This window comes from Phenylobacterium sp., assembly GCF_044236515.1.
In the GTDB taxonomy this organism is placed as follows: Bacteria; Pseudomonadota; Alphaproteobacteria; order Caulobacterales; family Caulobacteraceae; genus Phenylobacterium.
This window is the reverse complement of record NZ_JBIIGK010000044.1, coordinates 1-21,012: the sequence shown is the minus strand read 5'-3', so window position 1 is coordinate 21,012 and position 21,012 is coordinate 1. Positions and strand designations below refer to the sequence as shown.

Sequence of the window (21,012 nt, the reverse complement as noted above, 5' to 3'; positions counted from 1 at the left end):
CCAGCCTCGTCTTCGAGCGTTCCTTCGGCCGTCACCAGCCCCGACCAGGGCAGGTTGCGGGCGCCCGGCATGTGGCCAGACCTCAAACCGGCGCGGGGCTCCGGCGCCTCGCCGCGGAAGCGAGCGGCGGCCCGGGCGTCGACCAGCTGGGCGCTGGCGTCGGCCAGCGCCGATTTCACCGCCGCGAGGTCGCGGACGAGCTCGGGATGGTAGGCCGGCGGCAGGCGGCTCGGCGCGACGGCGGGCGTGGCGGTCTCCACCGGCCGGCCTTCGGCGAGCCACTTCTTCAAGCCGCCATTCAGAACGCGCACGTTCGGAAAGCCCATCACCCTGAGATTCCACCAGGCGCGCGGGGCGGAAAAGATCCCCTGGGCGTCATAGACGACGATCGTCGCCTCGCGGCGCAGGCCGAGCAGGCCAGCCGCCTCCGCGAAGGCCTCAGGCGACGCCAGCATGTGGGGCAGGGCAGTGTCCGGATCGGAGACCGCGTCGATGTCGAAGAACACCGCGCCGGGGATGTGACCCGCGGCGTAGCTGTCCTCGCCGCGGCCCTCGCCCGGCATGAACCAGGTGGCGTCGATGACCTGGACATCGGCGTCGCCCAGGTGCGCTGCCAGCCAGGCGGTGGAGACCAAAGGGTCGGCCATTTGCCCCTATTCCAGCCAGTGGGGGATCGGCAGGCCTTTCTCGCTCAGGAAGGCCGGGTTGTAGATCTTCGATTGATAGCGTTGGCCATGGTCGCACAGCACCGTCACGATGGTGTGGCCGGATCCCATGTCCTTGGCCATGCGGATGGCGCCGGCGACGTTGACGCCGGTCGAGCCGCCCATCACCAGGCCCTCGTACTGGGCGAGATCATAGATCGCCAGCAGCATCTCTTCGTCGGAGATGCGATAGGCGCGGTCGATCTTGAGGCCTTCGAGATTGGCGGTGATGCGGCCCTGGCCGATACCCTCGCTGATCGAGGTCCCTTCGGCCCGCAGTTCGCCATCGGTGTAGTACGAATAGAGCGAGGCGCCGTGCGGGTCGGCGATGCCGATCTTCACGTTCGGCTTCTTCGCCCGCAGCGCCTGGGCGACCCCCGCCAGGGTGCCGCCGGAACCGACGGCGCAGATGAAACCGTCAACCTTGCCGTCGGTCTGGGCCCAGATCTCGGGGCCCGTCCCCTGAACGTGGGCTTCGCGGTTGGCGACATTGTCGAACTGGTTGGCCCACACCGCGCCGCCTGGTTCCTTGGCGGCGAGCTCCTCGGCCAGCCGGCCTGAGTAGCGGACGTAGTTGTCGGGATTTGAGTAGGGGACGGCGTCGACTTCGACGAGCTCGGCTCCGTAGAGCCGGATCGCGTCCTTCTTCTCCTGGCTTTGGGTGCGTGGGATGACGATGGTGCAGCGATAGCCCAGCGCCTTGCCGACCATGCCCAGGCCGATGCCGGTGTTGCCGGCCGTGCCCTCGACGATCCGGCCGCCGGGCTTCAGCCGGCCGGACAGCTCGGCGTCACGGATGATGTAGAGCGCCGCGCGGTCCTTGACCGACTGGCCGGGGTTCATGAATTCGGCCTTGGCGAGGATCTCACAGCCGGTGGCTTCGCTTGCGCGGGCGAGGCGGATCAGCGGCGTGTTTCCAATGGCGTCGAGGACGCTTCTGGCGACTTGCATGGCCGCTACTTAAGCGGCCCGGCGGACGTAGGCTAGGCGCGGCTTAGACCGATCTGCATGACGTCGGTGCGGCCAGTACGAAATCCCGCCTCGCAATACCCGAGATAGAACCCCCAGAGCCGGCGGAATCGCTCGTCGAAGCCCTCGCCACGGATCTCCTCCCAGGCCGCCTCGAAACGGCGGGTCCAAGCGGCCAGGGTGTCCGCGTAATGCGAGCCGAACCCCGCCGCGCCCTCCCAGAGCAATCCGGCCCTCTGGGTCGCGGCCCTCAGACGCGCCTCCGACGGCAACATGCCGCCGGGAAAGATGTACTTCTGGATGAAGTCGGCGCGCTGGCGATAGCGCGCGAACATGTCGTCGCGGATGGTGATGATCTGCAGGCCCGCGAGGCCGCCGGGCGTCAGGCTGTCGCGGATCTTCTCGAAATAGGCCGGCCAGTATTTCTCGCCCACCGCTTCGAACATCTCGATCGAGGCGACCCGCTCGAAGAGGCCGCTGATGTCACGATAATCGATCAGCCGGATGTCGGCCCGTTCGGCGAGCCCTTTCTCGAAAATCCGTCGGCGCGCGAAGTCGTACTGTTCGCGAGAGATGGTGATGCCAGTGACGCGGGCGCCGATCGTCCCGGCCGCATACTCGGCGAAGCCGCCCCACCCGCAGCCGATTTCAAGAACGCGGTGCTCCGGTTCAAGACGCATCCGCTCGGCGAGGAGCCGGTACTTGTTCTCCTGAGCCTCCGGCAATGGCTGGCCAGGGAAGGCGTAGCAGGCGGAGGAGTAGGTCATGCCGGGATCGAGCCACCGGCCGTAGAAGGCGTTGCCGAGGTCGTAGTGGGCATGGATGTTGCGCCGCGCCCCCGAACGGCTGTTGGCCTTGAACGCGTGGAGTATGCGATTGGCCAGTCGGGCTAAACGGTTGCCGCGTGCGACGCGGGGCATGCGCTCGAAATTCAAGGCAAGGACGGTGAGCAACCCCGGCAGGTCCGGCGATTCCCACTCCCCGGCCATGAAGCCATCGGCGAGCCCGATGTCGCCGCTCGCTAGCACCCGTCGCATGAACCGATAGTCGCGCACGACCAGACGCCCTGACGGCCCCGCGTCCGCGCCGACCAGGCTGAGTTTGCGCCCCGAGGGCACGACAAGCTCGAGGCGCCCGCAGCGCCAGCCGCGCGCCATCATTCGCAAAGCAAGGCGAAACGGGGGCGGGGCGCCGGCCAATTCCGGGTGCCGGCGAAACGCCCGCGCATCCGCCGCGAGGGCGGTGAGGGAGGCATCCTGGGCGAGGCTCATGTCGTCGCTCCGGCAGACCGCAGAGCATAACCATAACACCGATCGCCGAACGCGGTACCCCGGACGCCGGAGCTGAAATCCCCTTGTGAAGCCAGGCGGCGCGCGCCACTTAGCGGGCGACCTCGCCCGCCTGAAGGAGCCTCCATGGCCTTGCTGAAGCTGGACCGCTGGGACCTCGCCATCGGCGACGGCCAGCCGCTGCTCGTCATCGCCGGACTCAACGTCCTTGAGGACGAAGGGCTGGCGTTGGAGGTCGGCAGGACGCTGAAGGCGATCTGCGGCGAACTCTCGCTGCCCTACGTGTTCAAGGCCAGCTACGACAAGGCCAACCGTTCCTCGATCAAGAGCTATCGCGGCCCGGGGCTGGAAAAGGGGCTCGCGATTCTCGCCAAGGTGAAGGCGGAGCTGAACGTTCCCATCGCCACCGACATCCATGCACCCGAGGAGGCCGAGGCGGTCGCGGCCGTCGCCGACCTGGTCCAGATCCCGGCCTTTCTGTGCCGCCAGACCGACCTCGTTGTCGCCGCGGCTCGCGCGACGAAGGCCGCCGGCGGCTGGCTGCACGTCAAGAAGGGGCAGTTCCTCGCCCCCTGGGACGCCAAGAACATCCTCGATAAGGTCAAAGAAGCCGCGGAAGGCGCCGAATTCACTGTGCTATGCGAGCGCGGCGTGTCGTTCGGATACAATAACCTCGTCGTCGACATGCTGGGTCTTGCCGAGATGAAGAAGCTCGGCGCGCCCGTGACCATCGACGCCACCCATGCGGTGCAGCTTCCTGGCGCCGATCCGCGCACCGGCGGCGCCTCCACGGGCGGCCGGCGGGACGGCGTGGCGGTCATCGCCAAGTCCGCCGTTGCGGCCGGCGCCGACGGCGTCTTCCTCGAATTCCACCCCGATCCCGACAGGGCGCTGTGCGACGCCCCCAGCTGTCTGCCGCTCGACGGGGCCAGAGCCTTGCTTTCCACCTTGAAGGCGGTGCGCGCCGCGGTGGCTTGACCGCCCGCACGCACGGCCGCACAGGCTAGACTGATGGATCTCGCGCCACTCCAGCATCTCCTGGGCCTCGCGCCCGGACGCCGGGTCGTTTGTGTGGGCGACGTGATGGTCGACCGCTTCGTCTATGGAACGGTGAGCCGTATCTCGCCCGAGGCCCCAATCCCGGTGCTGGCCCGCACCCACGAAAGCGTGATGCTGGGGGCCGCGGGCAATGTGGCGCGCAACGTCGCGGCTCTGGGCGGTTCAGTGGCGCTGATCGGCGTCGTTGGCGGCGACGCCGAGGGCCACGAGGCCATGCGGCTGGTCGTGGCGGAAGTCGGCGTCGAAGGATATCTGCTACCCGACCCCGGCCGGCCGACGACGCTAAAGACCCGTTATGTCTCGGGTCAGCAACAGCTCCTGCGGGTCGACCTGGAGGAAAGTCGCGCGATCTCGGGCGATTGCGAACAACGGCTGGTGCGCACCCTTCGTGACGTCACCGACGGGGCCGGAGTGATCCTGCTGTCCGACTACGGCAAGGGCGTGGTCACCGACGGCCTGATCGCCGCCTGCCTGGAGACCGCCCGCGCCACCGGCGCGAAGGTGGTGGTGGATTCCAAGGCGCGGTCTTTCGCCCGGTACGGGGCCGTGGACCTGATCAAACCGAACGCCCTGGAATTGGCTCATGCCACAGACATGCCGACCGGCTCGGATGCTGAAGTCGAGGCGGCTCTGGGCCGAGCCCTCACCTTGTGGGAGGCCCGGGCCGTCCTCGTGACCCGCGCTGCGAAGGGCATCTCGCTGGCGGTTCGGGGCGAGGCGGTGCGACACTTCCCGACGATCTCGCGCGAGGTGTTCGACGTCTCTGGCGCCGGCGACACCACACTGGCGGCGCTAGGGCTGGCCTTGGCTGCTGAGGCGAGCCTCGAGGAGGCGATCGGCTTCGCCCAACTGGCCGCGGGCGTGGCCGTGGGCAAGGTCGGGACAGCCACGGTCAGTCCCGAGGAACTCGTCGAGGCCGCGATCACCGCGCACCTTGCGCCGGCCGAGGCCAAGATCGCCACCGTCCAGCGGATGGTCGACGAGGTGGCGCGCTGGCGAGCCAAGGGTCTGCGGATCGGTTTCACCAACGGCTGTTTCGACATCCTGCACAAGGGTCACGTGGCCTATCTGGCCCAGGCGCGGTCGTGGTGCGACCGGCTGATCGTCGGACTGAACTCCGACGCCTCGGTCCGGGCCCTCAAGGGCGAGGGGCGGCCGGTGAACGACCTCGAAAGTCGCGCCTTGGTGCTGGCCGGCCTCGGCGGCGTCGATCTCGTGGCGCCGTTCGAGGAGGCCACGCCGATCCAACTGATCGAGGCGGCGCGGCCGGACGTGCTGATCAAGGGCGCCGACTATTCCGAAGATGAGGTGGTCGGCGGAGACCTCGTCAAATCGTGGGGCGGCGAGGTGAAGCTGGCGCCGATTGTCGAGGGCTATTCGACCACGGCCGCCATCTCGCGCATGGCCCGGAAGGAACAGGCCGAGGAGGCCCAGTCATGACCCGCCGCGTCGTCTTCGTCACCGGCGGGGCCGGCTTCATCGGCTCCAACATCGTCGCCAAGCTGGCTGAGGATCGCGACCTCGACGTAGTGGTCTGCGATCGCCTGCGTGAGGCCGAACTCGGCAAGTGGCGCAATATCGCCAAGCATCCCATTGGCGATTTCGTAGCCCCGGACGCCATGTTCGATTGGCTCGAGAGGCGCTGGCGCGACGTCGAACTCGTCGTCCACATGGCGGCGGTGTCGTCGACGACCGAGCACGACGCCGACAAGATCATCCACGCCAACTTCACGCTAAGCCGCGACCTGTTCCGCTGGTGCGCCGACCGACAGCGTCGCCTGGTTTACGCCTCGTCGGCCGCCACATACGGGGCCGGCGACAATGGATTTGGCGACGATGACAGCTATGAAGCGCTGGCGAAGCTGCGCCCGCTGAACACCTACGGCTGGTCGAAGGCGCTGTTCGACCTTTTCGCAGCGCGTCAGGCTGCGCGGGGGTATGCGCCGCCACAGTGGACGGGCCTCAAGTTCTTCAACGTTTACGGACCGAACGAAGACCATAAGAACGCGATGAAGTCGGTCGCCGCGCAGATCTGGCCGAAGGTGCGTGAGGGCCACGCCGTGCAGCTCTTCAAGAGCTATCGGCCGGACGTGCCGGACGGCGGCCAGACGCGGGACTTCGTTTATGTCCGCGATGCCGCCGACGTGACCCGATGGCTGTTCGAGAACCCGCAGGTCAGCGGCGTCTACAATCTGGGCTCGGGCCACGCGCGCTCGTTCGAGGCGATGGCGCGGCTTGTCTTTGAGGCGGCCGGCAAGGCGCCGCAGATCGAGTACACGCCGATGCCGCCCGCCATCCGCGACAAGTACCAGTATTTTACGGAGGCCAAGATGGATCGGCTGATGGCGGCCGGGTATCCGAAGCCGATGACGCCGCTGGAGGAAGGGATCGGCGACTATGTCGGTCGCTTCCTCTCCCAGGCCGACCCTTATCGATAAGCTTATGGGACTGCCGCGGCGCACCCGTTGGCTGGTCGCGAGCCTGGGGGGGCTCGCAGTGCTGCTGGTCGCCGCCGCGGGAGTGTTCTGGGAGGATCTGCGGCGCACGGCGCTCGATCCCAAGGTCCCGTTCCAGACCTACGATCCGCCACCGGCGCCCGACTACACCCGCCGGGAAAACTGGGCGCTGGCGCCAAATGGCGGCGCGGCTGGAAGCGCGGACGTCTTCTTCGTCGGACCGACCACCTATGACGGCGGCGAGCACTGGAACGCGCCGCTGAACGACGCGCGGGCTGCGCGCGTGTTCCGACGGACCATGGCGCCGAACTACGCCGGACCCTTTGTGCGCATCGGCAGGATCTATGCCCCGAAGTACCGCCAGGCGAGCCTCTACAGCCTCCTGACCCTGCGCGAGGACGCCCGCGAGGCGCGGCGGTTCGCCTATGGCGATGTGGCGGCGGCGTTCCGGACCTATCTTTCGCAGAGCGGCGAGCGACCGTTCATCCTGGTCGGGGTGGAGCAGGGCGGCTTTCTGGCCGCGCGGTTGCTGGCGGCCGACGTCATGGCGCAACCGGCCGTTCGCCGTCGGATGGTGGCCGCGTACCTGATCGAAACCGTGGCGCCGGCCGATGCGCCGCCGGCCCCGCCTTGCCGGTCGCAGGCGCAGGTCGGCTGCCTCGCGGCCTTCACGAGCGTCGAGACCTCGCGGCCGGATCGCGCGCAGGTGCTGCTGGACCGGGCGCTGATCTGGACGCCCAGCGGCGACCTCACCAACCTGGCGGGGCGGCCGGCGCTCTGCTTCAACCCGATCCTGGGCGAAGTGACCGAGGCGGCGGCGCCGGCTCGGCTCCACAAGGGTGCGGCGAATGCGACGGGCCTGGAGTGGGGCGCTCGTCCGGCGTTCATGGCGCGGCAGGTCTCAGCGCAGTGCCAGGCCGGCGTCCTGCGGGTGTCGCATCCGAAGTCCTCGTCGCTGCGGCGGTCGGGGTCCTGGGCCGACCGACGCAAGGCGCCGGGGTTCAACCTGTTCTACGCGGACCTCGAAGCGGATGCGGCGGGGCGGCTGGCGGCTTGGCGGGCTCAGCCGCCGACCTGAGCGCTAGCCGGCGGTCTTGAGGGCGAGGCCGGCTTTCCAGTCGAAGAGTTCCTGCAGCACTCGGAGGGCCTGGCCGCGGGGGGAGGTCAGCTCCGGGTCGCGAGCAACGATCAGCTGCGCGTCGGCGCCGGCGGCGGCGATCTGTTCGTGATGCACGAAGGGATCGGCGAAGACATAGTCCGGCAGGCCGGACTGGCGAAGGCCCAGGGCGTCGCCGCCGCCACGCAGTTCGAGGTCGGTTTCGGCGATCACGAAACCGTCATCGGTGCGGCGCAGGACGTCCAGCCGCTTTTGGCCGGCCTCGGAGAGCGGCGGGTCGTAGAGGAGGACGCAAGCGCTCTCGCGCAGGCCGCGGCCGACCCGGCCGCGCAGCTGGTGGAGTTGGGCGAGGCCGAAGCGTTCGGCCTGCTCGATGACCATGATGGTGGCGTTGGGGACGTTGACGCCGACCTCGACGACGGTGGTGGCGACGAGGACGGCGAGGCGGCCCTCGGCGAAGTCGGCCATCACGGCGTCTTTCTCGGCGGGCGGCATCTTGCCGTGGACGAGGCCCACACTGGGGCCGATGCGCTCGCGCAGCTCGGCGGCGCGGGTTTCGGCGGCCTTGAGGTCGACGAGCTCGGAATCGGAGACCAGCGGGCAGATCCAGAAGGCCTGGGCTCCGGCGGCGACGGCGTCGCGCAGGCGAGCCTCGACGTCGCCGATGCGAGTCTTCGGCACGGTCCGGGTGGCGACCGGGGTGCGGCCCGGCGGCTTCTCGTCGATGCGACTGACGTCGAGATCGCCGTAGAGGGTAAGCTCCAGCGTACGGGGGATCGGCGTCGCGGACATGGCCAGCAGGTGCGTCGCCTGGCCCTTGGCCTGAAGGCGCTGACGCTCGGCGACGCCGAAGCGGTGCTGCTCGTCGATGACGGCCAGCTGCAGGCGGTGGAAGGCGACGTCGTCCTGGAAGAGCGCGTGGGTGCCCACCGCGACCTGAACGGCGCCGGAGGCGAGGGCGCGGAGCTTCTCGGCGCGGGCGGCGCCCTTGTCGCGGCCGGTCAGCAGGATCACGCCGACGCCCTGGGCGATGAGGGGGCCCTGCAGGGTCTCGAAGTGCTGGCGCGCGAGGATCTCGGTCGGCGCCATCAGCGCACTCTGGCCGCCGCCGGCGGCCACGTCGGCCATGGCGCACATGGCGACGACGGTCTTGCCCGAGCCGACGTCGCCCTGGAGCAGCCGGCTCATCCGCTCGCCGGCGGAGAAGTCGTCGCGGATCTCGGCCAGACAGCGAGCCTGGGCGCCGGTGAAGGCGAAGGGCAGGTCACGTTGCAGGGCGGCGGCGATGTCGCTCGCGGCGATGCGGGCGGCCGGCTCGCGGCGGCGCTCGGCCTTGCGCTGGGCCATCGCCAGTTGCTGGGCCAGCAGCTCGTCGTAGGCCAGCCGGCGGCGGTGCGGGGCGAGCGGGGAGAGATCGGCCTCGCCCTGGGGGGCGTGCAGGCGGGCGAGCGCGTCCCGCCAGGAGGGGAAGCGCTCGCGGGCGAGCCAGGCGGGATCCTGCCACTCCGGCAGGTTCGGGGCGCGGTCTAGAGCCTCCAAGGCGAAGCCGCGGACGCGGCGGGGCGGCAGGCCCTCGGTCGCCGGGTAGACCGGCTCCAGCTCCGGGATCTCGTCGGCCTTGCCGGGCTCGATGAGGTAGTCGGGATGGACCATCTGGCGGCCGAACTTCTGGTCCTCGACCTTTCCCGACACGATCCGCCGGCTGCCGGGCGGATGCTTCTTTTCGAGCTGGTCAGCGAAGCGGCCGAAAAACACCAGGGTCATGAAGCCGGTCGGATCGGAGACGCGCATGCGCCACGGCTGAGCGGAGCTGCGCGGCCGCTCGTGCTGATCGACAACGACCTCGAAGGTCATGACCTGGCCGTCGACCGCGGCCGAGAGCACGGCCGGGGTGCGGACGATCAACGAGTGCGGCTGCAGCCAAAGGACGTCGCGGACCAGGGGGCCAGCCAGCCGCTCCAGCAGCGGCGCAACCCGCGGCCCCACGCCTTTCAGCGCGGTCACAGGTGCGAAGAGCGGGAACAGAATCTCCGGCCGCATGCTTGCGAGCATAGCGACTGGCGCCGGTGTCATGCGCGCTCTATATCCGCGACCTCCTGATGAACACTGATGGCGATGCACGGCTGAAGAAGCTGAAGTTCCGGGCCTGGCGGCGCGGCTTCAGGGAAGCGGACCTCATTTTGGGGCCGTTCGCGGACCGGCATGTCGCGGTCTTCTCGGCCGATGAGCTCGACCGCTTCGAGCGGCTGCTCGAGCAGCCCGATCAGGATCTCTACGCCTGGATCGTCGGAACCCTGCCGATCCCCCCCGAGTTCGATGACGACATCATGAGCCGGATCAAGGCGTTCCGGTCGGAAGTTCACAGCGCGCGCGGAGACAACAATGGCAGCTGACGGTTCCCGCCCGGCGACGGCGGCCCAGCTGCGCCGCGTGGCCGACGATCCAGGCCGGCTGGACCTGGTCGGCGCGCCTGAAGGCTTCGACGCCATGGTCATGGCCGACGTGGTCAAGGCGCGGAAGGGGCTCAGCGTCTTCGTGGCCCGGGACGGGACGCGGGTCTCGGCCTTCGCCGACGCCTTCCGGTTCTTCGCCACCAACGTCGAAGTGCTGAGATTCCCTGCCTGGGACTGCTTGCCCTACGACCGGATCGGCCCGTCGGCCGGGGTTTCGGCACAGCGGATGACGACGCTGTGGCGCCTGGTGCAGGGCCTCGACGCCAAGACGCCGGTGCTGCTGGTCACCTCGGTCCCGGCGCTGCTGCAGCGGGTTCCGCCGATCAAGACGGTCAAGCGGGCCAGCTACGCGGCCAAGACCGGCAACAGCGTCGAGATCGCCGATCTCGAAGCCTATTTCGCCATCAACGGCTACCAGCGGGCCTCGACGGTGTCGGAGCGCGGCGAGTTCGCCATCCGCGGCGGGGTGATCGACGTCTTCCCGCCGTCCGCGGACGAGCCGGTGCGGCTGGACCTGTTCGGCGACACGCTGGAGAGCATCCGGGCCTTCGATCCCGAGACCCAGCGGTCGACAAAGCAGCTCAAGGAAATCAGCCTCCAGCCGGTGAGCGAGGCCCTGCTCGACGCCGACGCCATCAGCCGGTTCCGCACCGGTTACCTGGAGACGTTCGGCGCGCCGGGCGACGACCCGCTCTACGCCGCTGTCTCCGAGGGTGGAAGGCGGGCCGGCATGGAGCACTTCCTGCCGCTGTTCTACCCCTCGATGGCGACGCTGTTCGACTATCTGCCCAACGACAGCCTCGTGGCGCTCGACCATCTGGCCCGCGAGGCGCGGGACGAGCGACTGGCGCTGATCCGCGACGCCTACGACTCCCGCTCCGCGACCGAGCGCAAGGTTCAGTACCACCCGTTGGAGCCGACAAGACTCTACCTCGACGAGGACGAGTGGAACGAGAAGGTCGCGACGCGCCCCAACCGCCGGTTCTCCGCCTTCAACGAGGCCGAGGGCGATGTCGTCATCGACATGGGGGCGGGGGCCGGACGCAACTTCTCGGCCGAGCGGAAGATGGACTCGGTCAATCTGTTCGAGGCCACCGCCGACCACGCCAAAGCGCTGTCTTCGGCCGGCAAGCGGGTGCTGTTCGCCTCCTGGTCCGAAGGCTCATCCGACCGCCTCGGCTCGATGCTGGCCGACCATGGACTGAAGAACGTTCCCTTCGCGCTCTACTGGGACGCGGCGAAGGCGGCGGACCCGAAGCGGCCGCAGCGGGTGGTGCTGCCGCTGGAGGCGGGTTTCGAGACCGACTCCCTGGTGGTGATCTCCGAGACCGACATCCTCGGCGACCGGCTGGCGCGGCCGCGGCGCAAGCGGCGGGCGTCGAACTTCCTGGCGGAGGCCTCGTCCCTGACACCCGGCGACCTGGTCGTCCATATCGATCACGGCATCGGCCGGTATGACGGGCTGAAAACCCTCGACGTCCAGGGTGCGCCGCACGACACCCTGGAGCTGCAGTACGGCGGCGAGGCCAAGCTTTATCTGCCGGTGGAAAACATCGACCTTCTGACCCGCTATGGGGCGGAGAGCGAGGGCGTGCAGCTCGACCGTCTCGGCGGCGCGGCCTGGCAGGCGCGGCGCGCGAAGGCCAAGGAGCGGCTGCGCGAGATGGCCGCCGGCCTCATCCGCATCGCCGCCGAACGCGCGACGAAGCAGACCGACGCGGTCGAGCCGCCGCACGGGGTGTTCGACGAGTTCTGCGCCCGCTTCCCCTACGAGGAGACCGACGACCAGCTGGCGGCCATCGGCGACGTGCTGGAAGACCTCGGCGCCGGCCGGCCGATGGACCGGCTGATCTGCGGCGACGTCGGCTTCGGAAAGACCGAGGTCGCCCTGCGGGCGGCCTTCGTCGTGGCCATGAGCGGCCAGCAGGTGGCGGTCGTCGCGCCGACGACCCTGCTGGCGCGCCAGCACTACAAGACCTTCTCCGAGCGCTTCGAGGGCTGGCCGGTCAAGGTTCGGCGGCTGTCGCGGCTGGTCACCGCCAAGGAAGCCAACGAGACCCGCGAGGGCCTCAAGAACGGCGAAGTCGAGATCGTCGTCGGCACCCATGCGGTGCTGTCCAAGCAAGTCGGGTTCAAGGACCTTGGCCTGGTGATCGTCGACGAGGAGCAGCACTTCGGGGTCAAGCACAAGGAGAAGCTGAAGGAGCTTCGCGCCGACGTGCACATGCTGACCCTCACGGCGACGCCAATTCCCCGTACGCTGCAGATGTCGCTATCGGGCATCCGCGAGATGTCGATCATCGCCACGCCGCCGGTCGACCGGCTGGCGGTGCGAACCTACATCACCCCCTGGGACCCGGTGGTCATCCGCGAGGCGCTGCTGCGCGAGAAGTACCGCGGCGGCCAAGCCTATTACGTCGCCCCGCGCATCAGCGACCTGCCGGAGCTGGAGCGGTTCCTGCGCGAGCAGGTCCCGGAGGTGAAATTCGTCGTCGGCCATGGCCAGATGGCGCCGACCCAGCTCGAAGAGGTGATGAGCGCCTTCTACGACGGCCAGTACGACGTGCTGCTGTCGACCACCATCGTCGAAAGCGGCCTCGATATCCCGACCGCTAACACCATGGTCATCCACCGGGCGGACATGTTCGGCCTGGCGCAGCTCTACCAGCTGCGCGGACGGGTGGGGCGGTCCAAGGCGCGGGCCTATGCCTATCTGACGACGCCGGCCCAGAAGCAGATCACCCTGTCGGCCGAGAAGCGGCTGAAGGTGCTGCAGTCGCTGGACAGCCTCGGCGCGGGCTTCCAGCTCGCCAGCCACGACCTCGACATCCGCGGCGGCGGCAACCTGCTCGGCGACGAGCAATCGGGCCACATCCGCGAGATCGGCGTCGAGCTGTACCAGCAGATGCTGGAGGACGCGGTCAACGAGCTGAAGACCCTGGCCGGCGCCGAGGGGCTGGTCCCCGACCGGGGCTGGTCGCCGCAGATCAACACCGGCGCGGCGGTGCTGATCCCCGAAGAATACGTGCCCGACCTCAACGTTCGCCTGTCGCTCTATCGGCGGCTTTCCGACGCCGAGAAGGCGGACGAGCGTGAAGCGTTGGCCGCCGAGCTGATCGACCGCTTCGGGCCGCTGCCGCCGGAGGCGGGCCAGCTGCTGAAGGTCGTCGGGATCAAAGGCATGTGCCGCGAGGCCAATGTCGCCAAGATCGACGTCGGTCCCAAGGGCGCCGTGGTCAGCTTCCGCGGCGATGAGTTCCCCAACCCGCTCGGCCTCGTGCAGTTCGTCGGCAAGAACCAGGTCGCCTGGAAACTGCGGCCCGACCACAAGGTGGTGGTGAAGGGCGAGTGGGAGACGCCGGAACAGCGGCTCGGCGCAGCGGAGAAGGTGCTCAGCGAACTGTCGAGGCTGGCGCACGGCTGATTTGCTTTCCCGTAAAACGGGAAAGCAAAACGATCACCCGGCGAGGCGTTTCGCGGCTTGACCGGCGGCTTCCTCGAGGGCCTGGCCGACGGTGTCGGGACCGCCGACTTCCGCGACGCCGACGTCGAATTCGACGACGAAGGGCGGCTTGCCTTCGCCAGCCTGGAAGGCGGTGCAGGCCATGACCGCGCCGATGCGCTCGCCGGCCGCGCGGGCGGCGGCATGGGCGGTGGCGGGCAGGGCGAGGGCGAAGACCTCCGGCGCGAGACGGGCGGCGGTGTCCTCGACACGGACCAAGCGGCCGATCATCGAGCCGATCTGCGGCATGGCCCGGTCGAGCCAGCCGCCGGCGCGGGCCTCGCGCACGTCCGGCCGGTCGGCGACCTTGAGCACGCAGACGCTGAGCGGGCGGTTGCGGACCCGCGAGGCCTGGGCGAGGCGCGCCAGGTGAGCGGCGAACAGATCGCGGGTGAAGAGGCCGGTGGCCGGGTCCATCAGGCCCGAGCCGCGCACCCGCTCCAGCGCCTGGCGGGCGAGGACGCCGCGACGGTAGCTGCGCGCCAGCTCCACGATGCGCCAGGCGGTCTCGTCCTCGGGCGTCTCGGGCGAGGCGACATCGGAGATGCCGCGATGATAGGCCTCCGAGATCGTCACCGCCGCTTCGCGCTGCATGTAGAGGAGGGCGGGCGTGTGGAAGAGCCGGGTGTTGCGCCGCAGGCCGGCGGCGATCGACATCGCCTCCTGCGGCGCCTCGCCGGCCCACAGGACCACGGCGTCGAAAGCCCGTTCATGCAGGTAGTCGAAGGCGGTGTAGGCGGTGAACGCCCCGACGACGTCGGCCCCGGCCGCTTTCAGGGCGTTCGCCAACGCCAGGAACTGCGGCGCCGGCTCGCCGACCGCCAGAACGCGGAACGGGCTGACGTCCGCTTCCGGCATCTGCATCCGGTGGCCGTGGGCGGAGAAGGTCTCGTGACGAAGTTCGTATTCTTCCTCGGCGACGGCGATGCGGACGAGGGTCTCCAGCCGCATCGCCGCCTGGGCAGGATGCAGCGGGGCCGCGAGGGTCAGGTCGAAGCCATGGGTCGCCAGGGCCGGATCCGGGCCGCCGATGCCGATGACCGGCAGTCGCCGCGGCGCGCAGGCCGCCTTCAGCCGGCGGGCAAGCCCCAGCGTCTCCTCGCCGCCATGGCGCAGGTCGACGATCGCCGCCTCGATCTGCAGGTCGGTCAGGCTGGCGACGGCCGCATAGGGGCCGCGGGCGGTGATCGTCCGCCAGCCGAGGCGGTCGAGACCGTCCGCAAGCGGGCCCGCCAGCAGATCGTCGCGCGCCACGATCAGGACCCGGGCCTGGACGCCTGTCGCCATCGCTCCCATCCCTGAGTGGATCCGAGAGCCGTGCTAAACACGGAATCGCCCCGTGGCGAACAGAAACAATCGCCGGCCCAGCCGCTTAACCATGCCCCACGCCTGAACAAACTTCACCGGGCGACCAAGGGTCGCGGCCTCAACCCTGCGGCGAATCCTGAAGTCGGCGTTCAGCTTGGGTTCAGCCGCGGAGGATCAAAACGGTTCTCAGGTTGGTCGTCGCGCTCTCCCGTCCCTCGAAGCGGCGGACAACCCGATGGAACGACACGCCCATCGGCGGCGCGTCACCCCTCAACCCGGTGGCGCGCCGTTTCCATTTGGGCCTCTCCCAGTTGTGGGTTGCCCGACTCGTGAGCGGCGACCACTTTCCGCCGATGACGATGCGTCGCCGCCTTGGCCGCCCGAGCGCGGCGGATCGCGATCTGCTCGACTGGCCTCGCCTCTGGTTCTCGACATTCATCCGTGCGCTGGCCCGGCTGTGGGGCCGCGACGTCATGCTCTACACCGGCGGCGTTTCGTTCTTCATGATGCTGGCGATCTTCCCCGCGCTGGCGATCAGCATGGGGCTCTACAGCCTGCTGTCCGATCCGACCCAGGCGGCGCGGCAGGCCGAGGCGGCGGCGCGAATCCTGCCGCACGCCGCGCGGGTGATCTTCCAGAGCGAACTGATGCGCCTGTCGCACGCGCCGACGGGCGCGGTGTCGGTGCAAAGCGGCGTCGCCCTGCTGATCGGCGGCTATGCGGCGCATCGTGGGTTCAAGGCCCTGCTGGCCGGCCTGTCGTTCATCCACGACGAGGACAAGCCGCGCGGCTTCGTCGGCTTCAACCTGCTGGCGCTGGCGGTGCTGGTGGCGACCTTCTTCGGCCTGGCGATGCTGTCGCTGGCCTTCTTCGGCTTCCGCATCCTCGGCGACGCCTTCGAGCTGCGGCCGCTGCGCGGGGCCCTTTGGCTGTACAGCGAATGGACCTGGGCCAGCGCCGGCATGTGGCTGGGGATGAGCTTCATCTACCGCTACGCCATGTCGCGCGAGCCGGTGGGGTGGCGGGCCTCGGCGTTGGGCGGACTGGCGGCGGCCGGGCTCTGCATCTTCGCCTCCTGGGGCCTCGGCATCTACGTCGAACAGATCGCGCACCTCGGCGCGACCTACGGCTCGGTGGCGACGGTGGTGATCTTCCTGATCTGGCTGTCGTGGAACGTGAACGCGATCTTCTTCGGCGGCGCGCTGGCCACCGAGGCGGAGATCGCCCTCGATGAACAGGCGCACATGCGCGGACTTGCCGACCGACCTCCGCTGTGATCACGCTATAGGCGTGATTTCTGGGAGGTTGGATGCTGTTTCGGGTTCTCTTGGTCGCCGGCGCCCTAGGGCTCGGCGCGGCGGCGCCGAAGTCTGAGGCGATCGCGCCCGTCCGGCAGATCTACAGCGGCAAGGTGTTGCCCGATCAGCAGGTCCAGACCTTCCGCAACATCGACAAGCTGTTCCCGACCCGAGTGGTGAAAGCGGGGCCCAAGGCCCGGCCGCTGCCGCCGCATACGCGGCAGATCTCGGACGTCAGCTTCAAGTCCGGGGACAAGCCATACGACCTCTATGACTACGTCTCGCACAACCGGGTGACCGGACTGCTGGTTCTGAAGAACGGCCGGACGGCGCTGGAGCTCTATCAGGGGGGCAATGACGCCAAGACCCGCTGGATGTCGATGTCGATGGTCAAGTCGATCAGCTCGACCCTGGTCGGGGCGGCGATCCGCGACGGCCATATCCGCAGCGTCGATGACCAGATCGTGACCTACCTGCCGGAGCTGAAGGGCAGCGGCTACGACGGCGTGACCATCCGCCAGGTTCTGCACATGGCGTCGGGCGTCCGCTGGAACGAGACCTATACCGACCCGACGTCGGACCGCCGGCGTATGCTGGACGCGCAGATCGCCCAACAGCCGGGCGGGGTGATGAAACTGCTGTCCGGCCTGCCGCGGGCGCACCCGCCGGGCACGCGCTGGAACTACAGCACCGGCGAGACGCACATCGTCGGGGCGCTGATCCGGGCGGCGACCAAGCGGCCGGTGGCGCAGTACCTGTCGGAGAAGATCTGGACCAAGGCCGGCATGGAGTCCGACGCCACCTGGTGGCTGGATGCGCCGAACGGGCTGGAGGTCGGCGGCAGCGGGCTCAGCGCCACGCTTCGCGACTACGGCCGGTTCGGCCTGTTCTTCCTGGAAAACGGCGCCTTGGGCGGCGAGCAGGTGCTGCCGGCCGGCTGGCGGGACGACGCCTCGGCCTCGCAGACGCTGCAGGGACGGACGGTCGACTACGGCTACATGTGGTGGCCGCTCGGCGCGAAGGCCGCGCCGGTGCACGCCGGAGCTTTCGAGGCGGTCGGGATCTTCGGCCAGCACATCTACATCAACCCCAGGGAAAACGTAGTGATCGTGGTGTGGAGCGCCCGCTCCAAGCCGGACGAGGACCCCCTGGTGGCGGACGCGGACTTCTTCGGCGCGGTGGTCGAGGCGTTGCGCTGACGGACAACAGGCGGGGGAGGGATGAGATGATCCGAATGGCATGCGCCGCGGCGGCGGCGCTCTTGCTGGTCGCCGGAAGCGCCCAGGCCCAGGACCGCAGCCAGCCGGGCACGCGCTGGACGGTCGAACAGATCAAGCAGTGGGCGGCCCCGATCCGGGCCGGCGAGCGGCTGCGGCCCAAGGCCTGGCCGAACGGGGCGAAGGTGGCGGTGCTGATCACCTTCGACGTCGACAACGAGACCTGGTCGCTGCCGGACGGGATCGTGAACTACGGCCAGCTCTCCGACTATCAGTACGGGGCCAAGGAAGGCCTGCCGCGGGTGCTGAAGCTGCTGGACGAGCGGCGGCTGCCGGCGACCTTCTTCGTGCCGGCGGCGGCGGACATCCTGACGCCGGACACCTTGCCCTCGATCCTGAAGTCGGGGCGGCATGAGGTGGCGATGCACGGCTGGGTGCACGAGGACGTGCGCAAGCTGAACAACGCCGCCGAGGAAGAGCGGCTGGCGCGCCAGGCCTTCGACTACATCCGGCAGAAGACCGGCAAGGCGCCGGTCGGGATCCGCACCGGATCGTGGGAGGTCAGCCCGCACACGGTCGAGATCGCAAAGAAGCTCGGGCTGCTCTACGACAGCAGCATGATGGCGATGGACGAGCCCTACCGGCTGCTGTCCAACGGCCAGGACAGCGGGGTGATCGAGCTGCCGATCACCTGGCTGCTCGACGATGCCCCGTTCCTGCCCGAGTTCGGCACGCTGCCGTCGCCGGAGCTGGTGTTCCGCACCTTCCAGGACGAGTTCGACGAGGCCTATCGCGAGGGCACGGTCTATCACCTGACCCTGCATCCGCAGGTGGTCGGGCGGCGGTCGCGGATGATCTACCTGCGCAAGCTGCTGGACCACATCCAGGCCAAGTCGGGGGTGTGGTTCACGACCGCCGAGGAGCTGGCGCGCTACGTCAAGGCGAACGGCGTCCCGCAGCCCTAAAGCCGCCGCATCCGTCTCCCAAGGCTTGACCGTGGGTGCGCAACCGTCTGCCGGGGCAGGGGGTTTAGTCCGCACGCTTCCCTTAGGAGACACCCCTTGCGCAATCAGATCATCGCCACCGCCCTGATGGGCCTGTCCGCCGTCAGCCTGGCCGCCGTTCCGGTCGCCGCCGAGGCGCAGAGCCGGCGCGTGCTGGTCTGCGACAGCGTCAAGATGAAGGCCAACACCGGCACCGTCGTCGGCGCCGTGGCCGGCGGCCTGCTGGGCAACGCCGTGGCCGGCAACGGCGCGCGGACCGAAGGCACGGTGCTCGGCGCCGGCGTCGGGGCCGTCGTGGGCCACCAGGTCGCCAAGAAGAACGCCAAGAAGAAGAACTGCCGCTACGTCTATCGCTGATAGGCGCGCGGCGTCAGGCGGACGGGGATCGGCTCGGGGAAGGGCCGCCAGCCCGTCTCGCGGATCACGTCGTTGCTTTCCTTGGCCCGCCGGCCGGGCGCCAGCGACCAGGTGATGTGATAGGTCGAGCCGTCCGGGCGGTCGGTGGTCCCCTCGATGCGGACCACCATCGCCTGGACGCCGTCGCCGTCGTCCGCCTCGCCCACGATCTCGCCGGCGCGGGCGGTCGGCGCCTGGGCCTTGCGGTCGCCGAACTTCAGCGTGACGTGGTCGGCGACGGCCTCGGCGTAGCGGGCGGGGAAGCGGGCCAGGAGCTGGCGGCGGTCTTCCCGGTCCAGCTCCCAGCCGACGAACCCGCCCGCGGCCATCTCAGCGCTCCCCGAGGCTGGCGCGCAGCATCCAGGCGTGCTTCTCGTGAGCGGTCAGGCGATCGGCGATCAGTCCGGTGGTGACCTCGTCGCCGCCCTCCTGCGCCGCCGGCAGGATGTCCCGGGCGGTGCGGATCAGCGTCTCGTGATCCTTGGAGAGCTCGCGCAGCATGCCGTTGGCGTCCTGCTCGGGATCGCCGTCCTCGATGCCCGACAGGCTGGCGAAGGCGCGGTAGCCCTGCGGGGCGGTGGCGCCCAGCGCCTTGATCCGCTCAGCGACCTCGTCGATGGCGGTCCACATCTCGGTGTACTGCTCCATGAAGAGAGCGTGCAGCGAGGCGAAGTTCGGGCCGCGGACGTTCCAGTGGTAGCCGTGGGTCTTCAGATAGACCGCATAGGTGTCGGCCAGGAGCCGCGAGAGCCCCTCGGCGACGCTTTTGCGGTCCTGAGCCTCGATGCCGGTGTCGATGGCTTGCGACATGGTGATTGGTCCCTCGTCTTGGTCAGGCGGCCGCGGAAGCGACGGGTGGGTTGCGACGCTCGCGGCGGTCCCAGATGCGCTCGTGCACGGCGAATGCGATGGTCTGGAAGATCGGTTCGATCAGGCCGATCGCAAGGGCCGCGCGCCAATCACGGGTCAGGCCGTAGGCCACGACGATGGCGACGGTCAGGTGCAGCAGGGAATAGCTCAGGGTCTTCTTGGCGGTGCGCATGGCCGGCCTCGTTGCGAACGAGTCGCAATATAGCTACCGTCGATGGAAAAACAAACGTCGATCAGAGATATTTGTCGAAACGAGACGGGGCCGACCTCAGTTCCGCCGTCGCCCTCATGCGTTTAGCAGCCGATGACCCACGCCCAGCCCAGTCTGTTCGAGCCCGACGCCGGCTTGCCGCCCGGCTTCGTCTATCGGCGCGAGTTCCTGAGCGCCGATGAGGAAGCGGCAATCGCCGCGCAGCTGGCGGCGCTGCCGTTCGCGCCCTTCCTGTTCCGCGGCGTCGAGGCGCGGCGGCGGGTCTATTCGTTCGGCTGGCGCTACGACTTCACCGCCGGCCGGGTCGAGGAGGCGGAGCCGATCCCGCCGTGGCTGGAGGCGGTGCGGGCGCGGGCCGAGGCGCTCGCCGGCCTCGCGGAGGGGGCGCTGCAGCAGCTGCTGATCAACGAATACCTGCCGGGCGCGCCGATCGGCTGGCATCGCGACAGGGCGCAGTTCGACCGGGTGGTGGGGGTGTCGCTGCTGGCGCCCTGCCTGTTCCGGCTGCGCAAGCGAGAGGGGACGAGGTTCGCGCGGGCGGGACTGACCCTTGCGCCGCGGTCGGCCTATGTGATCGCCGGCGAGGCGCGGCAGTTGTGGGAGCACTCCATCCCGCCGGTCAGCGCCCACCGCTACTCGTTGACGTTCCGCAGCTTCCGCTAGGGTCGGCCGACCAGGAAGCTGAGGGTCGCGCCGTCCTCGCCGCGCTCGAAGACCTCGAAGCCAGCCTCGCCGGCGAAGTGGGGCACGTCGATGCGGGCGAGGGGGTCGTCGGCCAGCAGCCGCACCCGCGTCCCGGCCGGCGCGCCTTCCAGCGCCCGGCGCAGCCTGAGCGTCGGCACCGGGCAGCGATGGCCGCGCGCATCGACCAGGATCTCGTCTTGCATCGCTGGGCCATACAACGGCGCCCCCGTACCAGGAAAGCGTCGCGACATGGCTGCCGCCTGTGGCACATATCGCCCGCAGTTCCTTCCGAGTAGCGAGGCCCCCATGAAGACCCGTGCCGCCGTGGCGTTCGAAGCCAAGAAGCCGCTGGAGATCGTCGAGCTGGACCTCGAAGGACCGCGGGCCGGCGAAGTGCTGGTGGAGATCAAGGCGACCGGGGTCTGCCACACTGACGCCTACACGCTCGACGGCCTCGATTCGGAGGGCATCTTCC

At 69.2% G+C, this 21,012-nt stretch carries 20 protein-coding genes and 1 pseudogene; 12 read left to right on the top strand and 9 right to left on the bottom strand.

Annotated elements, in window-relative coordinates; translation table 11 throughout:
• The 3 genes from ACILRF_RS07000 to ACILRF_RS06990 form a co-directional block, all read right to left on the bottom strand.
• A partial coding sequence (locus ACILRF_RS07000) for a sulfurtransferase (protein ID WP_395671562.1) occupies positions 1–647 on the bottom strand: 647 nt, incomplete at its 3' end.
• A 6-nt stretch (positions 648–653) separates the two neighbouring features.
• The gene (locus ACILRF_RS06995; RefSeq protein ID WP_395671561.1) at positions 654–1,655 is read right to left on the bottom strand and encodes a cysteine synthase A; all 1,002 of its coding nucleotides are present in this window, start codon (positions 1,653–1,655) and stop codon (positions 654–656) included.
• A gap of 32 nt (positions 1,656–1,687) precedes the next feature.
• Positions 1,688–2,944: a class I SAM-dependent methyltransferase gene (locus ACILRF_RS06990; protein WP_395671560.1), complete on the bottom strand. Its 1,257-nt coding sequence runs from the start codon at positions 2,942–2,944 to the stop codon at positions 1,688–1,690.
• A gap of 144 nt (positions 2,945–3,088) precedes the next feature.
• On the opposite strand from ACILRF_RS06990, the gene kdsA reads away from it, so the two are divergent.
• The 4 genes from kdsA to ACILRF_RS06970 are packed head-to-tail and all read left to right on the top strand — an operon-like array spanning position 3,089 to position 7,555.
• Positions 3,089–3,940: a 3-deoxy-8-phosphooctulonate synthase gene (gene kdsA, locus ACILRF_RS06985; RefSeq protein ID WP_395671559.1), complete on the top strand. Its 852-nt coding sequence runs from the start codon at positions 3,089–3,091 to the stop codon at positions 3,938–3,940.
• A gap of 33 nt (positions 3,941–3,973) precedes the next feature.
• The gene (gene rfaE2, locus ACILRF_RS06980; RefSeq protein ID WP_395671558.1) at positions 3,974–5,461 is read left to right on the top strand and encodes a D-glycero-beta-D-manno-heptose 1-phosphate adenylyltransferase; all 1,488 of its coding nucleotides are present in this window, start codon (positions 3,974–3,976) and stop codon (positions 5,459–5,461) included.
• Positions 5,458–6,459 (top strand): ADP-glyceromanno-heptose 6-epimerase, encoded by a 1,002-nt coding sequence (gene rfaD, locus ACILRF_RS06975; RefSeq protein ID WP_395671557.1) that lies wholly within the window; start codon positions 5,458–5,460, stop codon positions 6,457–6,459. The genes rfaE2 and rfaD overlap by 4 nt, the downstream gene beginning before the upstream one ends.
• Positions 6,460–6,463: 4 nt before the next feature.
• The gene (locus ACILRF_RS06970; protein WP_395671556.1) at positions 6,464–7,555 is read left to right on the top strand and encodes a DUF3089 domain-containing protein; all 1,092 of its coding nucleotides are present in this window, start codon (positions 6,464–6,466) and stop codon (positions 7,553–7,555) included.
• Positions 7,556–7,558: 3 nt separating this feature from the next.
• Here the strand turns inward: ACILRF_RS06970 and recG are convergent, their stop codons facing one another.
• On the bottom strand, positions 7,559–9,634 hold the full coding sequence (gene recG / locus ACILRF_RS06965) for an ATP-dependent DNA helicase RecG (RefSeq protein ID WP_395671563.1): 2,076 nt from the start codon (positions 9,632–9,634) through the stop codon (positions 7,559–7,561).
• A 26-nt stretch (positions 9,635–9,660) separates the two neighbouring features.
• On the opposite strand from recG, the gene ACILRF_RS06960 reads away from it, so the two are divergent.
• Positions 9,661–9,987, top strand: a complete 327-nt coding sequence (locus tag ACILRF_RS06960; RefSeq protein WP_395671555.1) for a succinate dehydrogenase assembly factor 2 — start codon at positions 9,661–9,663, stop codon at positions 9,985–9,987.
• On the top strand, positions 9,977–13,471 hold the full coding sequence (mfd, locus tag ACILRF_RS06955) for a transcription-repair coupling factor (RefSeq protein ID WP_395671554.1): 3,495 nt from the start codon (positions 9,977–9,979) through the stop codon (positions 13,469–13,471). Before ACILRF_RS06960 ends, mfd begins: the two co-directional genes overlap by 11 nt.
• A 33-nt stretch (positions 13,472–13,504) precedes the next feature.
• Here the strand turns inward: mfd and ACILRF_RS06950 are convergent, their stop codons facing one another.
• Complete coding sequence (locus ACILRF_RS06950; RefSeq protein ID WP_395671553.1) at positions 13,505–14,836, bottom strand: diguanylate cyclase domain-containing protein; 1,332 nt, start codon at positions 14,834–14,836, stop codon at positions 13,505–13,507.
• Between the two features lie 374 nt (positions 14,837–15,210).
• Between ACILRF_RS06950 and ACILRF_RS06945 the strand changes: the two genes are divergently transcribed.
• The 4 genes from ACILRF_RS06945 (at position 15,211) to ACILRF_RS06930 (ending at position 18,733) form a co-directional block, all read left to right on the top strand.
• The gene (locus ACILRF_RS06945) at positions 15,211–16,134 is read left to right on the top strand and encodes a YihY/virulence factor BrkB family protein (RefSeq protein WP_395671552.1); all 924 of its coding nucleotides are present in this window, start codon (positions 15,211–15,213) and stop codon (positions 16,132–16,134) included.
• 32 nt (positions 16,135–16,166) lie between these two features.
• The gene (locus tag ACILRF_RS06940; protein ID WP_395671551.1) at positions 16,167–17,354 is read left to right on the top strand and encodes a serine hydrolase domain-containing protein; all 1,188 of its coding nucleotides are present in this window, start codon (positions 16,167–16,169) and stop codon (positions 17,352–17,354) included.
• Positions 17,355–17,380: 26 nt separating this feature from the next.
• Positions 17,381–18,337, top strand: coding sequence for a polysaccharide deacetylase (locus tag ACILRF_RS06935; protein WP_395671550.1), 957 nt, complete (start codon positions 17,381–17,383; stop codon positions 18,335–18,337).
• 96 nt (positions 18,338–18,433) lie between these two features.
• The gene (locus ACILRF_RS06930) at positions 18,434–18,733 is read left to right on the top strand and encodes a glycine zipper 2TM domain-containing protein (protein WP_395671549.1); all 300 of its coding nucleotides are present in this window, start codon (positions 18,434–18,436) and stop codon (positions 18,731–18,733) included.
• On the opposite strand, the gene ACILRF_RS06925 is transcribed toward ACILRF_RS06930, so the two are convergent.
• The 3 genes from ACILRF_RS06925 to ACILRF_RS06915 are packed head-to-tail and all read right to left on the bottom strand — an operon-like array spanning position 18,724 to position 19,814.
• Positions 18,724–19,101, bottom strand: a complete 378-nt coding sequence (locus ACILRF_RS06925) for a hypothetical protein (protein WP_395671548.1) — start codon at positions 19,099–19,101, stop codon at positions 18,724–18,726. The genes ACILRF_RS06930 and ACILRF_RS06925 overlap by 10 nt on opposite strands.
• A 1-nt stretch (position 19,102) precedes the next feature.
• Positions 19,103–19,582: a Dps family protein gene (locus ACILRF_RS06920; RefSeq protein WP_395671547.1), complete on the bottom strand. Its 480-nt coding sequence runs from the start codon at positions 19,580–19,582 to the stop codon at positions 19,103–19,105.
• A 22-nt stretch (positions 19,583–19,604) separates the two neighbouring features.
• Positions 19,605–19,814 carry a DUF2061 domain-containing protein gene (locus ACILRF_RS06915; RefSeq protein ID WP_395671546.1) on the bottom strand — a complete coding sequence of 70 codons (210 nt, stop codon included), beginning with the start codon at positions 19,812–19,814 and terminating at the stop codon, positions 19,605–19,607.
• 132 nt (positions 19,815–19,946) lie between these two features.
• Here ACILRF_RS06915 and ACILRF_RS06910 point away from each other — a divergent pair, with 132 nt between their 5' ends.
• A complete protein-coding gene (locus ACILRF_RS06910) occupies positions 19,947–20,516 on the top strand; it encodes an alpha-ketoglutarate-dependent dioxygenase AlkB (protein ID WP_395671545.1) in 570 nt (189 codons plus the stop codon).
• Here ACILRF_RS06910 and ACILRF_RS06905 read toward each other — a convergent pair.
• Positions 20,513–20,740, bottom strand: a complete 228-nt coding sequence (locus ACILRF_RS06905; RefSeq protein WP_395671544.1) for a sulfurtransferase TusA family protein — start codon at positions 20,738–20,740, stop codon at positions 20,513–20,515. The genes ACILRF_RS06910 and ACILRF_RS06905 overlap by 4 nt on opposite strands.
• A gap of 103 nt (positions 20,741–20,843) precedes the next feature.
• Between ACILRF_RS06905 and ACILRF_RS06900 the strand changes: the two are divergent.
• Positions 20,844–21,012 (top strand): annotated as a pseudogene (locus ACILRF_RS06900) (S-(hydroxymethyl)glutathione dehydrogenase); the annotation flags it as partial.

What these genes read in the sequence shown, in the direction of transcription:
- ACILRF_RS06995 (WP_395671561.1), bottom strand. Translation starts at nt 1,655, where the DNA reads ATGCAAGTCGCCAGAAGCGTCCTCGACGCCATTGGAAACACGCCGCTG.
- ACILRF_RS06950 (WP_395671553.1), bottom strand. Translation starts at nt 14,836, where the DNA reads ATGGCGACAGGCGTCCAGGCCCGGGTCCTGATCGTGGCGCGCGACGAT.
- rfaE2 (WP_395671558.1), top strand. Translation starts at nt 3,974, where the DNA reads ATGGATCTCGCGCCACTCCAGCATCTCCTGGGCCTCGCGCCCGGACGC.
- ACILRF_RS06925 (WP_395671548.1), bottom strand. Translation starts at nt 19,101, where the DNA reads ATGGCCGCGGGCGGGTTCGTCGGCTGGGAGCTGGACCGGGAAGACCGC.
- ACILRF_RS06910 (WP_395671545.1), top strand. Translation starts at nt 19,947, where the DNA reads ATGACCCACGCCCAGCCCAGTCTGTTCGAGCCCGACGCCGGCTTGCCG.
- ACILRF_RS06940 (WP_395671551.1), top strand. Translation starts at nt 16,167, where the DNA reads ATGCTGTTTCGGGTTCTCTTGGTCGCCGGCGCCCTAGGGCTCGGCGCG.
- ACILRF_RS06970 (WP_395671556.1), top strand. Translation starts at nt 6,464, where the DNA reads ATGGGACTGCCGCGGCGCACCCGTTGGCTGGTCGCGAGCCTGGGGGGG.
- ACILRF_RS06905 (WP_395671544.1), bottom strand. Translation starts at nt 20,740, where the DNA reads ATGCAAGACGAGATCCTGGTCGATGCGCGCGGCCATCGCTGCCCGGTG.
- recG (WP_395671563.1), bottom strand. Translation starts at nt 9,634, where the DNA reads ATGCGGCCGGAGATTCTGTTCCCGCTCTTCGCACCTGTGACCGCGCTG.
- ACILRF_RS06920 (WP_395671547.1), bottom strand. Translation starts at nt 19,582, where the DNA reads ATGTCGCAAGCCATCGACACCGGCATCGAGGCTCAGGACCGCAAAAGC.
- ACILRF_RS06915 (WP_395671546.1), bottom strand. Translation starts at nt 19,814, where the DNA reads ATGCGCACCGCCAAGAAGACCCTGAGCTATTCCCTGCTGCACCTGACC.
- mfd (WP_395671554.1), top strand. Translation starts at nt 9,977, where the DNA reads ATGGCAGCTGACGGTTCCCGCCCGGCGACGGCGGCCCAGCTGCGCCGC.
- kdsA (WP_395671559.1), top strand. Translation starts at nt 3,089, where the DNA reads ATGGCCTTGCTGAAGCTGGACCGCTGGGACCTCGCCATCGGCGACGGC.
- ACILRF_RS06990 (WP_395671560.1), bottom strand. Translation starts at nt 2,944, where the DNA reads ATGAGCCTCGCCCAGGATGCCTCCCTCACCGCCCTCGCGGCGGATGCG.
- ACILRF_RS06945 (WP_395671552.1), top strand. Translation starts at nt 15,211, where the DNA reads ATGACGATGCGTCGCCGCCTTGGCCGCCCGAGCGCGGCGGATCGCGAT.
- ACILRF_RS06935 (WP_395671550.1), top strand. Translation starts at nt 17,381, where the DNA reads ATGATCCGAATGGCATGCGCCGCGGCGGCGGCGCTCTTGCTGGTCGCC.
- rfaD (WP_395671557.1), top strand. Translation starts at nt 5,458, where the DNA reads ATGACCCGCCGCGTCGTCTTCGTCACCGGCGGGGCCGGCTTCATCGGC.